Origin of the sequence: Paenibacillus yanchengensis (assembly GCF_042684845.1) — a bacterium.
In the GTDB taxonomy this organism is placed as follows: Bacteria; Bacillota; Bacilli; order Paenibacillales; family Paenibacillaceae; genus Pristimantibacillus; species Pristimantibacillus yanchengensis.
In genome coordinates this window covers 1-18318 of record NZ_JBHUMH010000016.1, presented here as the reverse complement: position 1 = coordinate 18318, position 18318 = coordinate 1, and the positions used below count along the sequence as shown (strand labels likewise).

The window sequence follows — 18318 nt, the reverse complement described above, 5'->3', positions numbered from 1 at the left end:
TTGCAACCAATTTGAACATCTTTACTTATAACAATAAAAAAAGCGAGACATTGCTTATGTGAATATTAGCAATCCCCGCTACTACTTCTATTCCTATGAAGCTATAATAACTTGCAAGTCAAGATCGCCAATCCCTTCCATCATTAATGGAATGGTCAAAGCTCGCTTAGAAGCATATTGTGCTATCCAACTTACTTCTTCTACTACTATAGGCGGCGTGATATCAACATGAATACCAACATTGTAAAATAATGTACTTGCATTACCACTAATCATATTCCCAAGCTCCGATATTGCACTCCGTGCCATCTCATCTACTTCGTGGATAACATAACCTCCCATCATAGCAGAAACTAGATGCATAGCAACATGATCACTTAATCCGAAAACGATCTCACCTTGTAATTGACCATTCAACCCTATCAATATCCAAGTATAATTTTTGGCAAAAACCATCTCTTGGATTGCAAGCTGTCCAGTCGATGGTCTAACTTGTATTACCTGCTCAATAACACCTGTCGCAGCTTCAAGAAACGGGTTAATATATTCTGCTTTCATAAATTGGTTTTCGCCCCTTGTCAACAAAATTCGCCCTAAAACTATTGCTACTATTATACTAGATCGGAAGTAGGATGTACATATTACAATGGTGGAGTTTAACAAAAAAAGTGTATTTTTTATCTAGTCATAATCACCTAACTAATTTTCTTTACCTGCTCGTCACGACGATAACGTAAACGCATAAAACGAATAATTTCATATTTTTGATCAACAAACTTTTTTTCTAATTGTGCCGGATCACCATACGTATGCTGAAACACTGGTTTTAAATATTGATCCCCTACTTGCACTATAGCATTCCAAATAGCTTGTTGTTCTTCCGGAGAAATTTCTGCTAATTCCAATTGAATCGCAGGTTCCACATTATATCCTTCGCGCTCCAATTGCTCTAATTTAGCTACTATCTCTCGACGGGAAAGTGTTAATCGCTGTGCTATTTGTTCCACTGTGCTTCCATCAGCTACTAACTGTAACAATTGCTGTTTTTCACGATGGCGATCTGCTGTTGAACGATACTTCAACTCTTTCTGCTTCAATAACCAATGTTCCAATTCGTAGCGATTAATTTGCTCCGTTACCCAATCTAATGGAAATGGATGATTGCGTTCGTAAGTGCGAGTGATGGCTAATACATCACTACTGTACGCCGCTTGTTTGCTGTCTCCCCAGCCAGGTAATTCTAGTAGCTCTTGTTCATTATGCGGGATAAAACAACTGATTAAGCGTAACAGTCGATTATTAGCAATAAAATATACAGATCGGTTATCCGATTGCGCTCGCTGCAAACGCCAACGGCGTAATTGCTCGAACAATTGATCATTACTATGAACTTCTGCGTAATATTGCAATAATGTTGTCGCACTCGGAACTTTTGTTGACTCCAGTACATCACCAATTAGTGGTATATACCCACTTTCTACTTTGTCTGCAAGCCCTGCCCGAAATGCTACTAATAATTTCTCCCATGATAGTCCTTCGTACCATACTTCAGGTTGCTCCACTGTATTAATCGTATCTGTCCACCATATATGCCACGTACCTTCCTGCTCCCCAATTGTCAGTTGTGCACTAATCACTATACTTTCTTCTTCACTACGCTCGAACGTATTCATAAACACAATTCGCATTATTATTGCTCCCTTCACATTTCATAGTAATTATTAGAACTACAATGTTCATACCAACTGTTAGAAATACGGAAACGGGAACAACAAAGAAAACACCCCAACCGTATTATACAGTCGAGGTGCTTCCTCATTCACGAACATTTTAATTTTCTATCTTCATCATAGCACAGTCTTCTTTCCAGTGACAAGCATTTTTATTACGTTAATGATGACGATAATTCTAAGTCATCTTCCTTATCATTATTGAACGCTTCGCGATCAAATTCGCCTTCGGAATTGGCTACTAATAACGCAGTTACAGTTGTTCCTGTAGCATTAACTGCTGTACGACCCATATCAATCAAAGCCTCAACTGCAACGACGAATGCTAACCCTTCTAGCGGCAACCCAACTGCAGTCAATACTACTGTCGTAGATATCGATGCTGGTCCTGGCACCCCAGCTACCCCAATAGAAGAAATCATACTGACAAGTACGATAATCATATAATCTGTAATGCTGAGCGGAACACCAAACACTTGCGCGACGAATACTGCAACAATGGCTGGCCATATTCCACCACATCCATTAAAATTCATCGTTGCTCCTAACGGAGCCACAAAACTGGCGATTTTTGGTGAAACTCGTATTCGTTTCGTGATTACTTCCAAATTAATCGGCAACGTTGCAAAGCTGCTTCGTGTTGTAAAGGCAACCGCTATCGTTGGATATGCTTTACGGAAAAATTTGAGCGGATTAACTTTAGCAACAAATGATACAAGTCCACCGAATACAAATACAAAATGGATGATTAGAGCTATGTACGTTACGACAATGAGCATAGCAAGTGGACGCATCGTTTCCAATCCATATTTTGCAGCCATTACAGCAATTAAAGAGTATACACCATATGGTGTAAATCGTAGAACAAACTTCACGACTTGATGCATAATTTCCGTTAAAGAACCAATAAATGTTTTAAAAGGTTGCACAGATTCCGGCTTTTTAATCCCTACTTTTACAGTAGCTACTGCAATAAATATGGCAAAAATTAAAATTGGTACAACTTTACCTTGTGCTGCATCGTTCACTGGATTGGAAGGCATTTGATCTAATATTACTTTGAAAAAGCTAGGAATTTCCCTCGCAGTAAATTCTGCTGTTTCTGTCACTGTAAATCCAGCCGACGGGCTAATAATTAAAGCGACAATTAAACCAATAATAGCTGCAACAGCAGTCGTTCCCAAAAACCAACCTATCGTTTTCACACTTAACTTCCGTAAATAAGAAATGTTAGTAATGGAAATGACACTATTGATGACAAGTACAAAGACAAGTGGAATAACGACCATACGAATTAAATTAATGTACATGGAACCAATCGTATTTACGCCTTCTGTATCTAGCTTGAATATGTTAAACAATATCCCTGCCACTAAGCCCAGACCCAAACCTAACAACACTCTTGCCCCGAACCCTACTCGTTTCTTTGCTAATTGAATTAATAAGAAAAAAATGACTGCTGTAATCAAAAGAGAAAGCCAGTTCGCTTCTAGTGCAGCTAGCAAATTATTTTCCATCATCAACCACCTCACTTTTCATATTATTCGCATTACTTTACTTGGATATATCGATAATAACTAGTTTACTACTAACTGTCAATCAATTTTTTAAATTCTTTTCTTAGTAATTGATGTACTAAGGCGAAAGAAAGTAACATTTACTAATTCACTATCGGTATATGCCAAAAAATATAAAAATATGCTGAGTAACAATAAATATAGAAATAGTACTGCAATATAAAAAAGCAAGTTCGTCTAACCCTAGACAAACTTGCTTTTTCCATCACATCGTTGAACTTTCTAATCGAATAATAGTTACTATTTCACAACGGTTTACCCGTTAAATGCGAAGCTTCGTTTTCGACTACTTGTCGCATATATTTTAGTAAAGATTGTCGTAAATCACTTCGCTGCAAAGCAAAATCGATCGTCGTCTGAATAAATCCAAGTTTCTCTCCAACATCATAGCGCTTCCCGAAAAATTCATAGGCATATACCGCTTCCGTTTCGTTCAAAGTAGCAATTGCATCTGTTAGTTGAATTTCACCGCCAGAGCCGGGTGCTTGTTCTGCTAGTATAGAAAAAATCTGCGGAGTTAGTATATAACGACCCATAATTGCAATTTGTGACGGTGCCACATTGATATTCGGTTTTTCTATCAAATCATGGACGAGATGGACATTATTTTCTAATAACGTTCCATCGATAATACCATACCTTGACACTTCATCCGATTCCACTTTTTGTACACCAATAATGGAAGCATGCCACCTGTTGAACTGTTCTATCATTTGTTTTAAACAAGGCGTTTCTGCTTGAATAATGTCATCTCCGAGCAATACTGCAAATGGCTCATTCCCTATGAATTTACGGGCACACCAAATAGCATGACCTAAACCACGGGGTTCTTTTTGCCGGATGTAGTGAATGTCTACCATTTCGGAAGATTTTCGGACCTCCTGTAATAATTCAAGTTTGTTTGCTTGTTCTAACTTACTTTCTAATTCCATGTAATTGTCAAAATGATCTTCGATTGCCCTTTTTCCTTTGCCAGTTACAATTATAATTTGTTCAATGCCAGATTCTATTGCTTCTTCTACGATGTATTGTATTGTCGGCTTATCAACAATCGGCAGCATTTCCTTCGGCATTGCTTTTGTAGCCGGCAAAAACCGAGTACCGAGCCCTGCTGCCGGAATAATCGCTTTCCTAACTTTCATCTTTTTTGTCACGCTCCCTTTTTTCAAGCCGCAATATCATGTATATGCAGGAGCGTATGCGGTTATATCTGTTTCACTTTTTTCTGCGTAAATCCTCTTCTACACGCCATGTAAGTTCATTAGAATAAATTAGTTTATTCAGTACCTTGCTATATACAGTAGTGAATGCTATAATTCATAAAACACTATTCGTCTTTGATTAGTATTGTTCAATGAATAGTACTAGGAGGTGCTTTATTACATTGAATGTTCAATTTAAAAAAGGAGTGTTAAATCTCTGTGTTCTCGTCTTGTTAGAACAGAAAGATCGCTATGGATATGAATTAGTAGAAAAAATATCCGATCAAATAGCAATCTCCGAAGGTGCTGTTTATCCCTTACTGCGTCGATTATTGAAAGACGGATACTTTACCTCTTACCTAAAAGAATCAACGGAAGGTCCGCCACGAAAATATTATCGTTTAACTGAAGCGGGAAGAGAGTATCTGCATGAGCAATTAATAGAATGGCAACAGTTCACCACTGGTGTCAATGCTTTAATCCAAGAGGGGATGAACGAAATTGAGTAAAATAGAAGGGGAAAATGTTATGAATAAACAGATTTTTTTGGAACAGCTAGCGAAACAGCTCAAATCATTATCTAAAAGTGAACGAGACGAAATTATACATGATTATATCGAGTACTTTGCTGTTGGGATGAGTGAAGGAAAAACAGAACAGGACATTATTTATGCACTAGGAACTCCGAAGCAAATTGGCAAAGAACTTCTAGCTACCTATCATATAGATAATGCATCAACAACAGCTTCCTTAACCAACATTTTACGTGCAGTCTGGGCTGTTATTGGCTTAAGTTTTTTCAATGTTATAGTAGTGCTCGCACCATTTGTAGCTTTGATTGGCATCGTTTTTGCAGGTTGGAGTGCCGGAATCAGTTTTTTAGCAGCCCCAATACTATTTATCATCAATATTATTATTTATCCAAATACGTTTCTACTTTTCGACTTATTTGCTTCACTTGGACTTTGTAGTATTGGTTTCTTTCTGTTAATCGGTATGTATTACACTACAAAATTCTTTATCAAAATGCTGGCTAAGTACTTGAAGTTTAATGCTCGATTTATTAGAGGAGGACTGCAACATGAGTAGTATAAAAAAACTAACCATTATCGCATTATTACTGTTAGTAGTTAGTATCATCGGTAGTATCGCAACTTACAAACAAAGCTATGAAAAAAAGTTGTCTGTTGAAAAAATTGAGCTAACGAATAGTAATTTTGATAACATACAGTTAACTTCGCGTAATAGTTCTATAGAATTATTACAAACTACTCAACCTACGGCTTATTTAGAATTAATAGGAATTAAAAAAAATCAAAAGTTTTCCTATTCCATCAATGATGCTACGCTTACGATAGAAGATAACAACAAACAAAATAAATTTTTTAACTTGGGGATTCCACAAAAAGCTTCCATCAAGATTTATTTACCAGGCAAACAATACAATACTATTACTATCAAAAAAGAAGATGGAATCTTATTAGCAGAAAATATAGTAGCAAAACAATTTTCTATTAAAGGTAACGATGGCCTGATAACTTTTAAAAATACCGAAGCAGCCATGTATTCTATCGAAGCTTTAGATGCCATATTACATTTTGAGCATATTAAAGGTGCACTTAACACAAAGATGATGGATGGCAAAGTTAAAATAATCTCATCGCAATTGCAATATCCCGTAGACATCGCATTAAATGATGGCATAATTAATATAGAAACAAGTAAAGAACCGCAAGATACAACTATTCAATTGCAATATAATGATGGAATAGTTTCTCTATTTGGTCAAAACAAAACATATGCACAGTTCGGAAATGGAGAAAACAAAATAAATTTATCTATTAAAGATGGATTAATTGAAGTAAAAAAGCAAACAGATTGAGTTAAACTCTTTCTGTTTGCTTTCATCATCGATATAGCTGCTTCAAAAATAATATTGCATCCGTTCACTGTATATGTCAACTTACATTTTGACCAAGCAATTTCACAAGTCCACCAAATTCTAACTTTTCAAACGTTTGAACTGCTGTATCTTCTTGCAATTCCCATATACAATGATGTAACGCACACTTAATTGGAACATCAAGCCTAATGCGAGCCAAATCTCTAGATAAATGCAACATATCCAAATTAGCTTCAATTTTAGTTCGAACACCTTTGGCCAATTTATCCAAATTAGCTAAACAACCTTCTACTGTTTCGTACTCTAACAACAGCTTTAACGCTGTTTTCTCGCCAATCCCTTTTACGCCTGGATAATTGTCCGCAGTGTCGCCTGTAAATGCTTTTAAATCGACCACTTGATCCGGCGTCACCTGTTTCAAATCCAGCAATGTTGCCAAATCATATACCGTATAATTCCCTCTACCTTTGTTCATGATTGCCACTTGTATTTGCTCATTAATTAATTGCAGCATATCATGATCGCCAGTTAGTATAACTACTTCTGCTTCCGCTTGAAGTTGGTGAGCCAACGTACCAATACAATCATCCGCTTCATACCCGACAAGTCCAACATTCGGAACTCCCATTGCTGCTACTACTTCTTTGACTAGATCAAATTGTGGTACCAGTTCTTCTGGAGCTGTAGGTCTATTTTGCTTATAATTGCTATATTGTTCATTACGGAACGTCTTCGCACCCATATCCCAGCAACAAATAACATGTGTCGGCTGAAAGGTTGTCACAGCATTGAAAAAATACTGTACAAAACCATAGACTGCATTAGTAGGCAGCCCACTGCTTGTTTTTCTAAAATAACCACTGTGTGCCGTCGCATAATAAGCTCGAAACAAAAGTGCCATACCATCGACTAACAATACTTTATTATTTTTATTCATTGCTAAAATAACTCCATTTCTATAGCTTTCTCGCTTCGCAAGGAATATGATAGATTGCTATTCTCCACGAATAAACATACCTATCCGCTTAGCTGCTAGCAATAAGTTTTCTTCGCTTTCCACTAGCCCGATTCGCACATAGCCTTCGCCACTATTTCCGAAGGCTATTCCTGGTATAACCGCTACACCCGCTCGCTTCATTAACTGCTGCGTAAATGTTACACTATTGTACGGTTCTTCATATATCCAGTCCACCTCAGGTAGTGGTGCCCATATAAACATCGTCGCTTTCGGCGGCTCAATATACCAGCCTTCCTCAAGTAAAGCTTGCAGAAACACGTCACGACGTCGTTCATATAGTTTACCTACTGTTTCTGTTTTTGGCTGTTGCATAGCTCTTTGGAGCGCAACAATAGCAGCGTCCTGTACTGGTTCGAAAATACCATAATCGATATTCGCTTTTAACTCTGACAATGCTTGTACAACCGCTCGATTACCAGCTAGAAAGCCGATGCGACACCCAGCCATATTAAAACTTTTCGATAGGGAATGAAATTCTACTGCTATCTCTTTTGCTCCCGCTACTTGTAGTATACTAGGTGGTTCATATCCGTCAAATACTAATTCAGAATATGCTAGATCATGAACGATTAATAGTTGATATTGTTTTGCTTTCGCTACTAATTGTTCAAAAAAAGTAATGTTAGCTACAGCAGATAGTGGATTATTAGGGTAATTTAGCAATATAAACGTAGCACGATTCCATTCTTCCTCACGAATATCCTCTAAATTAGGCAAAAATTGATGCTCCGCCGTCAAAGGAATCATAATAGGTTCCACTCCCGCCAAAGCAAGAGAAGCAGCATAGATCGGGTAACCCGGGTCTGGAATTAACGCTGCATCTCCAGTATCACAAATGGCTAATGCCAAATGCGCCAAACCATCTTGCGAGCCAGACAAGGCAACAATTTCATCCGCTGGATCGAGCGAAACAGCAAATCGATGCTGCATCCAATCAGCGGCTACTTGCCGAAACGGCAAATCGTTTTTGGTTACAGGATAAGCATACTTATCTGCTTGTAATGCTGACTCGCTAAGCACCTCTCTAATGGCCATTTGTGGTGGCTGATCGGGGCTTCCTATACCCAAATCAATGATCGATTGTCCTTCAGCTATTGCTTCTCTTTTCCACCCAGCCACTTCAGAAAAAATGGAAGAACCTAATCGTCCTAACCGCTGAGAGCGCCAATTTTTCGTGTCTACTGCCATTAACTCCACACCTTTTCATACTGTTCTTCGTTATAACCTACAGTTACGGACTGACCATCTGTTACAATCGGTCGTTTAAGTAGCATGCCATGATTGGCAAGAAGAGCTATCACTTCATCATCGCTCATGTCAGCAAGTTTATCTTTCAACTGCAATTGTCTATATACTTGTCCTGATGTATTTAACCATTTTTTCAGTTCCAAACCGCTTAGCGTAATCAACTGTTTTAATTGCTCCGCCGTTGGTGTATCTTCTACAATATGTCTACGTGAGACGATATTTCCTTTCGCTTCCAATGATTTAATCGCCGCTCTACATGTACTACATTTTGGATATTCGATAATCGTTACTTGTCTATTACTCATTTTCCCTCATCCTTTTCACAAAAAATATATTAAAATTGACGACTGCCTTTTGGAAGCAGCTGCCCACTTACCATTCCTCTTCTAATTGCAAAAGATCAACAGGTATAGGTGCATACCAGCTCATTCGCTGTTTACTCATCGGATGAATAAAACTCAACATTTCAGCATGAAGCGCTTGTCTTTGTACCGTTTCTTCCCAGCCTACTTGATAATAATCCGATAAGCGGTATAACTTATCTCCAATAAGTGGACAGCCAATATAGCGCATATGGACTCGAATTTGGTGTGTTCGTCCTGTTTCCAAGCGTAATTTCACGATAGATGCCGTCCCACTTTTGTTTGACTGTATCACTTCATAGTGAGTAACCGCTCGGTAGCCAGTCGCTATTACAGTTCTCGTATGAGGATCATCCGGATCACGATCAATGGGAGCATCAATCGTTGCTTTATGTTCTAGCGGTTGACCATATATATAAGCACGATACACTTTCTCTACTTCATCTGCTTGTAATTGCTCCGACAACTGCTGATGAATATAGGCTGTTTTGGCAATAGCGACTACACCAGACGTTTCTTCATCTAATCGATGAATCGGTCGAAAGCGAAATTGCTCCCCTTTTTGTTGCCAATAAGCAACAACTCCATTGGCTAGCGTTCCCGTATAACGACCTTTGGTCGGATGTACAATAATACCTGCTGGCTTATTTATAATTAATAAGTAATCATCTTCAAATAATATATCCAGCTCCATCGGCTCTGGTAATATATCTTCCGAGCTTTCTTTTTCCATGCGAAGCCGAATAATATCCCCAGCTTGTACAGGTGCAGTAGTATAAGAACGCTGCTCGTTTACCGTAAGCCCAAATGCTGTTTGTTTTACTTGAGTAAGTAAACTACGAGATATGCCTAGCTTTTTGTGTAATATTTGACGTACTTGTTTGCCAGCATCTTCTGTTGTAACTGTTACTTCAAGCGGTTTATAATATTGTGTCTCTCGTTCCACTATCATTTTCCTTTCAAGCGAAACACATTCGCACTTCGTTCATATACAATATCAGCAACGTCTAAACGTGCATTCGCAACTCTAGCAGCTGCAAAAAAGTAATCTGATAATCGATTCAAATAAATAAGTACAGCTGGTGACACTTCCACTTCTCGTGCCAATGTAACGACTTGTCGTTCCGCTCTCCTACATATTGTGCGACAAACATGCAAATGAGCAGCTAACTTACTTCCACCAGGTAATATAAATTTAGTAAGTGCTGGCGCTTCTTCCGTCCACCTATCTATCCATTGCTCCAATATAGTAATGGCTTCTGACTTTATTTTCAATTGATCATGATCAAGCGGATCGGCATAAGCAATATCACTACCACAATCAAATAATTCGTGCGAAATTTGAATAAGGGAATCGTGTAAATCAAGCCACAACTCTTCACTATTGCAATCCTCAGCTACTTGTTGCTCGATATACGATTGCAATTGCTCTAGTTCTGCCACTACAAGCCCGACAAAACTATTCAACTCATCCATTGTACCATATGCTTCGACTCTCGGATCGTCCTTACTTACCCGACCACCGATGATCGCAGTTTGACCTTGATCTCCGCCTTTTGTATATAATTTCACAATAAAATCTCCCCTTCATCGTCACATATACAAATAAATAACAGGTTAGGAATGAACCCCAACCTGTCCCGTTACTTTTCTATGCCTAATAAAATGTTACTTTAGTGTGTTTACAAACTTGCCGATGCGCTCTAACGCTTGTTCCAGTTGCGTCACTGATGTTGCATACGAACATCTAATATATCCTTCTCCACCTAGTCCGAATACACTTCCAGGAACGGTAGCTACATTACCATGTTCCAGTAATTGCTCCGCAAATTGTTCACTAGTTAGACCAGTAGACTGAATCGAAGGAAATACATAAAATGCACCTTTAGGCTCATGGCAATCTAGACCAATCTCTCGAAAACCACTTACGATTAAACGGCGACGTTGGTTGTATGATTCCACCATTCGGCTCATCTCATCCATCCCATTACGAAGCGCTTCAAGTGCAGCATATTGTCCAACAATAGGAGCACACATTATCGTATACTGATGAATCTTCAACATAGCAGCAATCAGATCGCGGTGTCCACATACGTAGCCCATTCGCCAGCCCGTCATAGCAAACGCCTTAGAAAATCCATTCACATATATCGTCCGATCTTTCATACCTGGTAACGATGCAAAGCTAACATGCTTCGACCCATATGTAAGTTCTGCATAAATTTCGTCAGCAATAACAATCAAATCATGTTCTTCTACCAGCTTTACAATCGGCAACCATTCTTCATACGTCATAATTGCCCCAGTCGGATTACTCGGATAGCTAAGAACGATTACTTTGGAACGATCGGTAATAGCTGCTTTTAATTGCTCTGGTTTTAGTTTAAATTCATGCTCAGCTAGTGTTTCAATTCCTACAGCAACTCCACCACTTAATGTTGTGATCGGAGAGTAAGTAATATAACTTGGCTCCGGAATAAGTACTTCATCTCCCGGTTCAATCAAAGCACGTAATGCTAGATCAATTCCTTCACTTGCACCAATCGTTACAATCATTTCATCCGCAGCATTATATTCTAATTGATAAGAATCATATAAATAATTGCCAATTGCTTCTCTTAATTCGAGTAAACCAGCATTCGATGTATATTGTGTTTTTCCTTTCTCTAAGGAATAAACAGCTGCTTCGCGCACATGCCACGGCGTAATAAAATCAGGCTCTCCTACACCGAGTGTAATAACATCTTTGCGCGTACTAACCAAATCAAAAAAACGGCGTATACCTGATGGCTTCAATTGTCTAGCCGTTTCAGACAAATAGCCACTCATCGAACGTTCCTTTCCTTGTGAAACATCACTCATTATTTCCATCATCCTTTATATTAAGGCGAAACCATTAATCGATTATCGTCCTCGCGCTCTTCGAAAATGATACCGTCTTGTTTGTATTTTTTCAAAATAAAAAATGTTTTTGTCGATAATACCGCTTCCAGCGGTGATAATTTATTAGAAACGAATGAAGCAACTTCCTTCAAACTTTTACCTTCAATCTCTACAAGTAAATCATAGGCACCAGACATCAAATAAACTGATTTAACTTCTGGGTATAAATAAATGCGTTCAGCAATACTATCGAACCCTCTGCCCCGCTCTGGTGTAATTTGCACTTCAATAAGAGCAGTTACCTTCTCATCATCAACTTTACTCCAATTGACTACTGTTTGATATTTAACAATAATGTGTTCATTTTCCAAGGCGGCTATCGCTTCCTTAACGGCTTCCACCGTTTCGCCTAACATCGTGGCGATCAGCTCAGCATCCCTGCGGGCGTCTTCTTTTAATAATTCCAATACTTTCAATTGTAACTCTGTCATTACTTATTCTCCTCCCAGCTCGCCTGTGGTATATGTTCGCTATTCTACCATGAAACAACTTTTCCTGCAAAGCTATTTGCTACAAAACAAAGGATAACAATCAAGGGTTTCCCCCTTCTGCTGTGAGATGGGAGAAACCCTTAATTGACTACTATGATTATTGCATCATATTGTTCATTTGTTGATCTGTATTTGCTGTATTACTTTGAGCAAACTGCCCCGCTTGACCGTGTACATTTGATAACCATTCGTTCGTTCCTTGTTGCGTTTGCGTGTAGCATTGAATTTGTTTGTTAATATCAGTCTGCAGCGCTGAAGTTCCCAATTCATACATTTGTGCATTTTTCATTACTTCAAACATTTGTCCTTGTGCTGTAAGTGTTTTGTTTAATAAATCTGTAAACATTTGTCTTACTTGTGGGCAAGTAGATTCGGTAGCAGCAGTTGCATATTCACGAACTACTCGTTTCAAATCGCACAAAACAGTCGAAGCTAAGTCTTCATCGGAAAGTAATGAAACTGTACGATTATTCATTGAAATCCCTCCTTATTGTTGTGTTTGCATTGGCGCAACGGACACATGCTGCTCCAAACATTGCAATAACGTATTGTAGTGGTTTTGATGTGACGTCACCATTTGCTCACATACACTTTTTAGATTGGGATCCATTGTTTGCATAGCTGTAGCTGTACATTGTTTCATCAACAAATCTTCATTGGACATGGAATCGACAATATACTCCACTTCTTTGGCTGTCAAAGCATTCATTACAGCTCCTCCTTTATTTGTAAGTAGCATAAGACTGCTTGTTACCTCGTTATTATGTTCGACCTAGCCCAATTTTATGATTTCCATTATCAATGATCTACAGCCAATTTTTGGATTACAGCTAATCGTTCGGAAAGAACAAGTTGCGTAGACGTATGAAAACAAGTCGGACATACGTACCAGACAATGTTAAACGACTCCCCTAAAATACTGTTTTGTAGAACGGGAGATATCGTTGGCACAAAATTTTGTTCTTTACTAATCTGTTGTTGACCTGCTTCTAACATATACTCGCGACAAGATGGACATTCTGGCATTTCTGCCTGCTCGTCCAATATTTTTTGTACTGTACTATCCATCGATAATGATTTGCGATTCGATTGGCGAAATCCTTCTTGCTCTTCTCCCCATTCCGATTCGGATATAGAAAATGATTGATCATCATCTTCCCACAACGCATTTTCATCTTCTTCATCCAACAGTTGTTCCGTTTCGATTACTTCCTCTTCTTCTACTGCTTCATCTAAAGTCAATGATCGATAATTACCAAGTTCATTATCGCAATGAGGACAATGTTTTTCTGGACCGAGTTCCTCATCCCAAATAATTTCTGATGTACACCAAGGACATATTTGCTTCGAATTTTCTTCCATATGTATCCGCTCCTCTAATTGTTAACTAAATAAATAATGCCCGCCACAAAAAACAAAACGGAAACGACAGCCAATATTTTCCACAGATATTTCATAAAAATTGCAATAACCCCCTGTGTCATCCATCATTAAAGAATAGTTGCACCTATAACATAGGAAATGGAAATAGAAATAATCATCGCTATCAAGCCAACAGCCCGATTATCCGCAGCTATTTCTGCATCGATTTTAAAAAATGGCGTTAAAAATTCAAATAAAAAATAAGCAAATAACAATATAGCAAACCCAAAACCAGCCCATAACAAACTTTTAAAAATAGTATCGTTCGCCTCGATGGAAAAACGAAAAATGTTACAAACTCCAAATATTTTTCCACCTGTAGCCATTGCTACCGCCATATTGCCACGCTTGATCTCACTCCAACATTTGTACTTCGTAACTAATTCAAAACAAGCGAGACATACAATAACCGCTAATATTGCAACGGATATATATAATAAGGAAGACGCATACTCATTTTCTAACAGTTTATCCACTAAACTCATTTTATCCAAATAGGCTCCTCCTCACAAGCTTACTGTAATACTACCACTGTAACCCCGTTGCCACCTTCACTAAACTCTCCATTACGATAGCTTTTGACATGACTATGATTGCGCAAAAATTGTTGTAAACCTGTCCGCAGCACACCTGTACCTTTGCCATGAATCAAATAAACTTGACCCATTCCAGCCAAAAAAGCTTCGTCCAAAAAGCGGTCTGTTTCCATCATAGCATCCTCCAAGTTTTCACCGCGCAAATCCAGTTCCATCTTCACATCATCAGAACGGCTACGATTCAAACTAGCAGCTTGTTGTAACGGCTTAACTGCTGGAGCTGACTGCAATAATTCCAAATCAGTAAGTGCTACTTTCATCCGCATAATACCGAGCTGAACTAACGCTTCTTTTCCTTGTAGTTCTACAATAGAACCTTTTTGATTCAAACTAATGACCAACACATCATCACCAGCAGTAATCTTTTTCTGATTGGAAGTACTGGTTACTTGTCTTATTGGACTCGATTGCTTCGGTTTTGCTTCTTCTAGTTTACGCTTCGCTTCAATTAACTTATGTTCTTTGACAGAAGCTACTTCTGTCTTTGCTAATTCACGAAGTTCATGAATCACTTGGTCTGCTTCTTCACTAGCTTTAGCAACTAATGCAGCTGCTTCTTGATTAGCTTTATCCAATATTTTTTGCTTTTGTTCTTCCAATCGTCGTTGTTCTCGCTCATACTTTTCTCGCAATGCTTCCATTTGCTGACGAGCTATTTCGGCGGTTTGCTTTTCTTGTTCTAACAATAAGCGATTTTCCTCTAAGGAAGCGATCATATTTTCGACTCGCGTATCCTCTTCACTTACTTCACCTTCTGCACGTTCAATAATTGCTGAACTTAACCCTAATCGTTTGGCAATAGCAAAGGCATTACTGCGACCTGGAACACCGACTAATAATTTGTAGGTTGGGCTTAATGTCGCCACATCAAATTCCATACTCGCATTGATCATTCCACGTCGATTGTAGGCAAACGCCTTTAATTCACTATAATGTGTTGTTGCAACGATCCGGCAATCTTTATTATGAATATACTCCAAGAGCGCTATAGCGAGCGCTGATCCTTCAGCAGGATCTGTTCCTGCACCAAGCTCATCGAGTAGCACTAAACTTTTGGCTGTTAATTGTCCCAAAATGCTAATAATATTTGTCATATGACTCGAAAAAGTACTTAAATTTTGCTCAATACTTTGCTCGTCGCCAATATCGGCAAAAATAGCATCAAATACACAAAACTGACTACCTTCATCTGTAGGTACGAATAAACCTGACATTGCCATCAAACTAAGCAAACCAATCGTCTTCAAAGTAACCGTCTTACCACCTGTATTAGGTCCAGTTACAATTATTGCCGAATATTGATTGCCAATTTCTATATCAAGAGGAACAACTTTGTCTCGATCAATAAGCGGATGACAACCGCGTCTAATTTTAATAAACCCTCGATCATTCATCTTCGGTTGAACTGCTTTCATTTGATGCGCTAGACCAGCTTTGGCAAAAGCAAAATCTAATTGGGCCAGCCAATGCTGGTTAATCATTAAATCTTCTTCGTATTCGGCAACTTGCGCAGTTAACATTTGCAATATTTTCTCAATTTCACGCTCTTCATCTGCTTTTAATTCTCGCAATCGATTATTCATGTTGACAATTGCTTCAGGCTCAATGAATAAAGTAGCTCCAGATCCAGATTGATCATGAATAATCCCACCAAAATTAGAGCGATATTCTTGCTTGACTGGAATAACAAAACGGTTATTACGCAGTGTAATAATACTGTCTTGCAACATTTTTTGAATAGAAGACGAACGAATCATTGACTCCAATTTTTCCCGAATGCGACCTTCCCCACTACGTAATTCACGACGAATAATAGCTAATTTGCTACTAGCAGTATCCAAAATCTCCGCTTGCTCACCGATGCAGTTAAAAATAGCCTCTTCCACTTCTTTATGCTCGATTAACTCTAATGCATCTTGATGCAGCATAGGTATCGGTTCTTGATGATCGACTGCTCCAACAAATCGTTTCACTTGCCTCGTACCATAAATAGTAGCTGCAATATGTAGCAGCTCCTCGGCTTGCAACGTACCGCCAATTCGAGCTCGCTTATATGACAATGTATTATCGACGATACCACCGAACGGAGCTGTACCTTTCAAACGGATAGCAGTAGTAGCTTCGTCTGTTTTTTGTAGTGATGTTTTAACTACTTCTAATACTGTATGTGGATGCAATTCCATTACTAATTGTTTCCCTAACGAAGTAGCCGCTTGATTATGTAGTTTATCTATAATTTTAGAATATTCTAATGTTGCCAATATTTTCTCGTTCACTGCACGAACACTCCCCTTTGCTTCTTTATTATAGCCGATCGCCTACAACGATGCATCATTGTAATCAAGTTATAGATTGAATTAATCTCGGACATACTATCCTTGAATAGCAGTGCAGTTGAGTAAGCCAATAGCACTAGCATCATTCATCATTAATTTTAGTTTCATTTTCAATTCCCACTATATGAAGGAGGAAGCAGTATGAATTTTCTTGGTCACATTGTACGTTTTGTAGTAGCCGCATTAGTACTAATGCTGGTTGGTTTTATCGTACCGCAATTTACTATCGGTGGTTTCTGGAGCGCCTTTTTTATGGCATTAGTAATCGCCGCAATAGGATGGATTGTGGAAAGTATCTTCGGTACAAAAGTATCCCCTTTTGGCCGAGGAATTATCGGCTTTTTAGTCAGCGCCCTCGTCATATGGCTAGCCCAGTTTATCGTAAGTGGCGTTGCAGTAACATGGCTTGGTGCACTTTTAGCTGCACTCGTTATTGGGATCATCGATTTATTCATACCGGTTAGCACACCTTACGATGCTGCCAAAAAAGGTGATGTAAAATAAAAACACCCAGAAGGAACTATTTCGTTTGGTACATCCAAACGAAATAGTTCCTTTTTATAATCTGCTATAATAATACATTTTCTATGCTGCTCTCATTATAAATTTACACTACCGACATAATTTGTCCACAATTTCGTCATAACTATGTCACTATTTTTTAAGCTTATATTGATATTTATCCTATACACTTAGAAGTGAGAGAACATATGAATTGAAAGGGGATTAACAAAAATGAAAAAATGGATTGGTCTAGTTGCAGTATTATCTTTAACAATGGTGCTTGCAGCATGTGGTTCTGACAAAAACGCTGACGGTGGGGCAAACAAAAATACAGAAACTCCTCCAGCAGTTACAGACACAAACGGTAATGCAGGTAATACTGAAACAGAAGGAGAAGCAGCAGCAGAAGCAGTTACAATTACAGCTACAGACTATGAGTTTGATAAAGCAGAATACCGCATTAAAGCTGGCGAAGCTGTCGATGTAACACTTGTTTCAGCTGAAGGTAACCACGGCATCAAAATAATGAATACTGACTACACACTATTGGATAAAGATACTGTATCCGTAAAAATTGATGAGCCAGGCGAATATGATATTATTTGTAACATCTTTTGTGGTCCTGGACATGCAAAAATGAAATCAAAACTAATCGTTGAATAATGTAACACTATTAACGTTATAATTTTTTCATAACAAAGAGGGGCTGTCCAATAAGTCCCCAAAATAAAAAAGTTGAGCGGGAAAAGGTAATGTTCCCGTTCAACTTTTTTTGTATACTTTTTCGAAGGATAGCAGCGAGACGGAAGTTTGCTATTATACGATAAATCATACAAAGCTGGCAGTTCTAGCGGCTTTCTAGGTCAAGTCCTTTTTTATGTGTAAATTCCCTTTAGATATGATCTGCCGGACTTATGACTTGGGTTCGGCTTTCTTCTTCTCTTTTTTCCACGTCCAATATAGGTCCATATCGATGTATCTCCTCT

21 protein-coding genes are annotated in these 18318 nt (G+C 38.4%); 5 read left to right on the top strand and 16 right to left on the bottom strand.

Features of this window, described 5'->3' with window-relative positions:
• Positions 1-93: 93 nt before the first annotated feature.
• The 4 genes from ACFSTH_RS07225 to galU form a co-directional block, all read right to left on the bottom strand.
• Positions 94-558 carry a chemotaxis protein CheX gene (locus ACFSTH_RS07225; RefSeq protein WP_377772819.1) on the bottom strand — a complete coding sequence of 155 codons (465 nt, stop codon included), beginning with the start codon at positions 556-558 and terminating at the stop codon, positions 94-96.
• 137 nt (positions 559-695) lie between these two features.
• A complete protein-coding gene (locus ACFSTH_RS07220) occupies positions 696-1688 on the bottom strand; it encodes an HRDC domain-containing protein (RefSeq protein WP_377772821.1) in 993 nt (330 codons plus the stop codon).
• Positions 1689-1885: 197 nt separating this feature from the next.
• Positions 1886-3247: a dicarboxylate/amino acid:cation symporter gene (locus ACFSTH_RS07215; protein ID WP_377772901.1), complete on the bottom strand. Its 1362-nt coding sequence runs from the start codon at positions 3245-3247 to the stop codon at positions 1886-1888.
• Positions 3248-3552: 305 nt separating this feature from the next.
• Positions 3553-4449 (bottom strand): UTP--glucose-1-phosphate uridylyltransferase GalU, encoded by an 897-nt coding sequence (galU, locus tag ACFSTH_RS07210; protein ID WP_377772823.1) that lies wholly within the window; start codon positions 4447-4449, stop codon positions 3553-3555.
• Positions 4450-4691: 242 nt separating this feature from the next.
• On the opposite strand from galU, the gene ACFSTH_RS07205 reads away from it, so the two are divergent.
• From ACFSTH_RS07205 to ACFSTH_RS07195, 3 genes are read left to right on the top strand one after another with little or no spacing between them, the layout of a single operon-like run.
• Complete coding sequence (locus tag ACFSTH_RS07205; protein WP_377772825.1) at positions 4692-5018, top strand: PadR family transcriptional regulator; 327 nt, start codon at positions 4692-4694, stop codon at positions 5016-5018.
• Positions 5019-5037: 19 nt separating this feature from the next.
• A complete protein-coding gene (locus ACFSTH_RS07200; protein ID WP_377772827.1) occupies positions 5038-5598 on the top strand; it encodes a DUF1700 domain-containing protein in 561 nt (186 codons plus the stop codon).
• Complete coding sequence (locus tag ACFSTH_RS07195; RefSeq protein WP_377772829.1) at positions 5591-6391, top strand: DUF4097 family beta strand repeat-containing protein; 801 nt, start codon at positions 5591-5593, stop codon at positions 6389-6391. The genes ACFSTH_RS07200 and ACFSTH_RS07195 overlap by 8 nt, the downstream gene beginning before the upstream one ends.
• 76 nt (positions 6392-6467) lie before the next feature.
• On the opposite strand, the gene ACFSTH_RS07190 is transcribed toward ACFSTH_RS07195, so the two are convergent.
• The 12 genes from ACFSTH_RS07190 to ACFSTH_RS07135 form a co-directional block, all read right to left on the bottom strand.
• A complete protein-coding gene (locus ACFSTH_RS07190) occupies positions 6468-7349 on the bottom strand; it encodes a 5'-3' exonuclease (RefSeq protein ID WP_377772831.1) in 882 nt (293 codons plus the stop codon).
• Between the two features lie 57 nt (positions 7350-7406).
• Positions 7407-8618 (bottom strand): aminotransferase class I/II-fold pyridoxal phosphate-dependent enzyme, encoded by a 1212-nt coding sequence (locus ACFSTH_RS07185; protein WP_377772833.1) that lies wholly within the window; start codon positions 8616-8618, stop codon positions 7407-7409.
• Positions 8618-8983, bottom strand: coding sequence for an arsenate reductase family protein (locus ACFSTH_RS07180; RefSeq protein WP_377772835.1), 366 nt, complete (start codon positions 8981-8983; stop codon positions 8618-8620). The genes ACFSTH_RS07185 and ACFSTH_RS07180 overlap by 1 nt, the downstream gene beginning before the upstream one ends.
• Positions 8984-9050: 67 nt before the next feature.
• The gene (locus ACFSTH_RS07175) at positions 9051-9992 is read right to left on the bottom strand and encodes an RluA family pseudouridine synthase (RefSeq protein WP_377772837.1); all 942 of its coding nucleotides are present in this window, start codon (positions 9990-9992) and stop codon (positions 9051-9053) included.
• On the bottom strand, positions 9989-10612 hold the full coding sequence (locus ACFSTH_RS07170; protein WP_377772839.1) for a cob(I)yrinic acid a,c-diamide adenosyltransferase: 624 nt from the start codon (positions 10610-10612) through the stop codon (positions 9989-9991). Before ACFSTH_RS07170 ends, ACFSTH_RS07175 begins: the two co-directional genes overlap by 4 nt.
• Positions 10613-10708: 96 nt before the next feature.
• A complete protein-coding gene (locus tag ACFSTH_RS07165; protein ID WP_377772903.1) occupies positions 10709-11911 on the bottom strand; it encodes an aminotransferase class I/II-fold pyridoxal phosphate-dependent enzyme in 1203 nt (400 codons plus the stop codon).
• Positions 11912-11922: 11 nt separating this feature from the next.
• Positions 11923-12414, bottom strand: a complete 492-nt coding sequence (locus ACFSTH_RS07160) for an Lrp/AsnC family transcriptional regulator (RefSeq protein ID WP_377772841.1) — start codon at positions 12412-12414, stop codon at positions 11923-11925.
• A gap of 157 nt (positions 12415-12571) precedes the next feature.
• On the bottom strand, positions 12572-12949 hold the full coding sequence (locus tag ACFSTH_RS07155; protein WP_377772843.1) for a spore coat protein: 378 nt from the start codon (positions 12947-12949) through the stop codon (positions 12572-12574).
• Between the two features lie 12 nt (positions 12950-12961).
• Positions 12962-13183: a hypothetical protein gene (locus ACFSTH_RS07150; RefSeq protein ID WP_377772845.1), complete on the bottom strand. Its 222-nt coding sequence runs from the start codon at positions 13181-13183 to the stop codon at positions 12962-12964.
• Positions 13184-13272: 89 nt separating this feature from the next.
• Positions 13273-13836 carry a hypothetical protein gene (locus tag ACFSTH_RS07145; protein WP_377772847.1) on the bottom strand — a complete coding sequence of 188 codons (564 nt, stop codon included), beginning with the start codon at positions 13834-13836 and terminating at the stop codon, positions 13273-13275.
• A gap of 128 nt (positions 13837-13964) precedes the next feature.
• A complete protein-coding gene (locus ACFSTH_RS07140) occupies positions 13965-14381 on the bottom strand; it encodes a DUF350 domain-containing protein (RefSeq protein WP_377772905.1) in 417 nt (138 codons plus the stop codon).
• Between the two features lie 29 nt (positions 14382-14410).
• The gene (locus tag ACFSTH_RS07135; RefSeq protein WP_377772849.1) at positions 14411-16768 is read right to left on the bottom strand and encodes an endonuclease MutS2; all 2358 of its coding nucleotides are present in this window, start codon (positions 16766-16768) and stop codon (positions 14411-14413) included.
• 201 nt (positions 16769-16969) lie between these two features.
• Here ACFSTH_RS07135 and ACFSTH_RS07130 point away from each other — a divergent pair, with 201 nt between their 5' ends.
• Positions 16970-17332 (top strand): phage holin family protein, encoded by a 363-nt coding sequence (locus ACFSTH_RS07130; RefSeq protein WP_377772851.1) that lies wholly within the window; start codon positions 16970-16972, stop codon positions 17330-17332.
• Positions 17333-17563: 231 nt separating this feature from the next.
• Entirely contained in the window at positions 17564-17995 is a 432-nt protein-coding gene (locus ACFSTH_RS07125; RefSeq protein ID WP_377772853.1) for a cytochrome C oxidase subunit II, read from the top strand.
• The last annotated feature ends 323 nt before the right edge of the window (positions 17996-18318 follow it).

Bases quoted from the DNA above. Each gene is read 5' to 3' on its own strand.
- ACFSTH_RS07225 (WP_377772819.1), bottom strand. From the start codon at position 558: ATGAAAGCAGAATATATTAACCCGTTTCTTGAAGCTGCGACAGGTGTT.
- ACFSTH_RS07155 (WP_377772843.1), bottom strand. From the start codon at position 12,949: ATGAATAATCGTACAGTTTCATTACTTTCCGATGAAGACTTAGCTTCG.
- galU (WP_377772823.1), bottom strand. From the start codon at position 4,449: ATGAAAGTTAGGAAAGCGATTATTCCGGCAGCAGGGCTCGGTACTCGG.
- ACFSTH_RS07145 (WP_377772847.1), bottom strand. From the start codon at position 13,836: ATGGAAGAAAATTCGAAGCAAATATGTCCTTGGTGTACATCAGAAATT.
- ACFSTH_RS07175 (WP_377772837.1), bottom strand. From the start codon at position 9,992: ATGATAGTGGAACGAGAGACACAATATTATAAACCGCTTGAAGTAACA.
- ACFSTH_RS07130 (WP_377772851.1), top strand. From the start codon at position 16,970: ATGAATTTTCTTGGTCACATTGTACGTTTTGTAGTAGCCGCATTAGTA.
- ACFSTH_RS07215 (WP_377772901.1), bottom strand. From the start codon at position 3,247: ATGGAAAATAATTTGCTAGCTGCACTAGAAGCGAACTGGCTTTCTCTT.
- ACFSTH_RS07185 (WP_377772833.1), bottom strand. From the start codon at position 8,618: ATGGCAGTAGACACGAAAAATTGGCGCTCTCAGCGGTTAGGACGATTA.
- ACFSTH_RS07165 (WP_377772903.1), bottom strand. From the start codon at position 11,911: ATGGAAATAATGAGTGATGTTTCACAAGGAAAGGAACGTTCGATGAGT.
- ACFSTH_RS07195 (WP_377772829.1), top strand. From the start codon at position 5,591: ATGAGTAGTATAAAAAAACTAACCATTATCGCATTATTACTGTTAGTA.
- ACFSTH_RS07220 (WP_377772821.1), bottom strand. From the start codon at position 1,688: ATGCGAATTGTGTTTATGAATACGTTCGAGCGTAGTGAAGAAGAAAGT.
- ACFSTH_RS07160 (WP_377772841.1), bottom strand. From the start codon at position 12,414: ATGACAGAGTTACAATTGAAAGTATTGGAATTATTAAAAGAAGACGCC.
- ACFSTH_RS07190 (WP_377772831.1), bottom strand. From the start codon at position 7,349: ATGAATAAAAATAATAAAGTATTGTTAGTCGATGGTATGGCACTTTTG.
- ACFSTH_RS07150 (WP_377772845.1), bottom strand. From the start codon at position 13,183: ATGAATGCTTTGACAGCCAAAGAAGTGGAGTATATTGTCGATTCCATG.
- ACFSTH_RS07125 (WP_377772853.1), top strand. From the start codon at position 17,564: ATGAAAAAATGGATTGGTCTAGTTGCAGTATTATCTTTAACAATGGTG.
- ACFSTH_RS07200 (WP_377772827.1), top strand. From the start codon at position 5,038: ATGAATAAACAGATTTTTTTGGAACAGCTAGCGAAACAGCTCAAATCA.
- ACFSTH_RS07180 (WP_377772835.1), bottom strand. From the start codon at position 8,983: ATGAGTAATAGACAAGTAACGATTATCGAATATCCAAAATGTAGTACA.
- ACFSTH_RS07140 (WP_377772905.1), bottom strand. From the start codon at position 14,381: ATGAGTTTAGTGGATAAACTGTTAGAAAATGAGTATGCGTCTTCCTTA.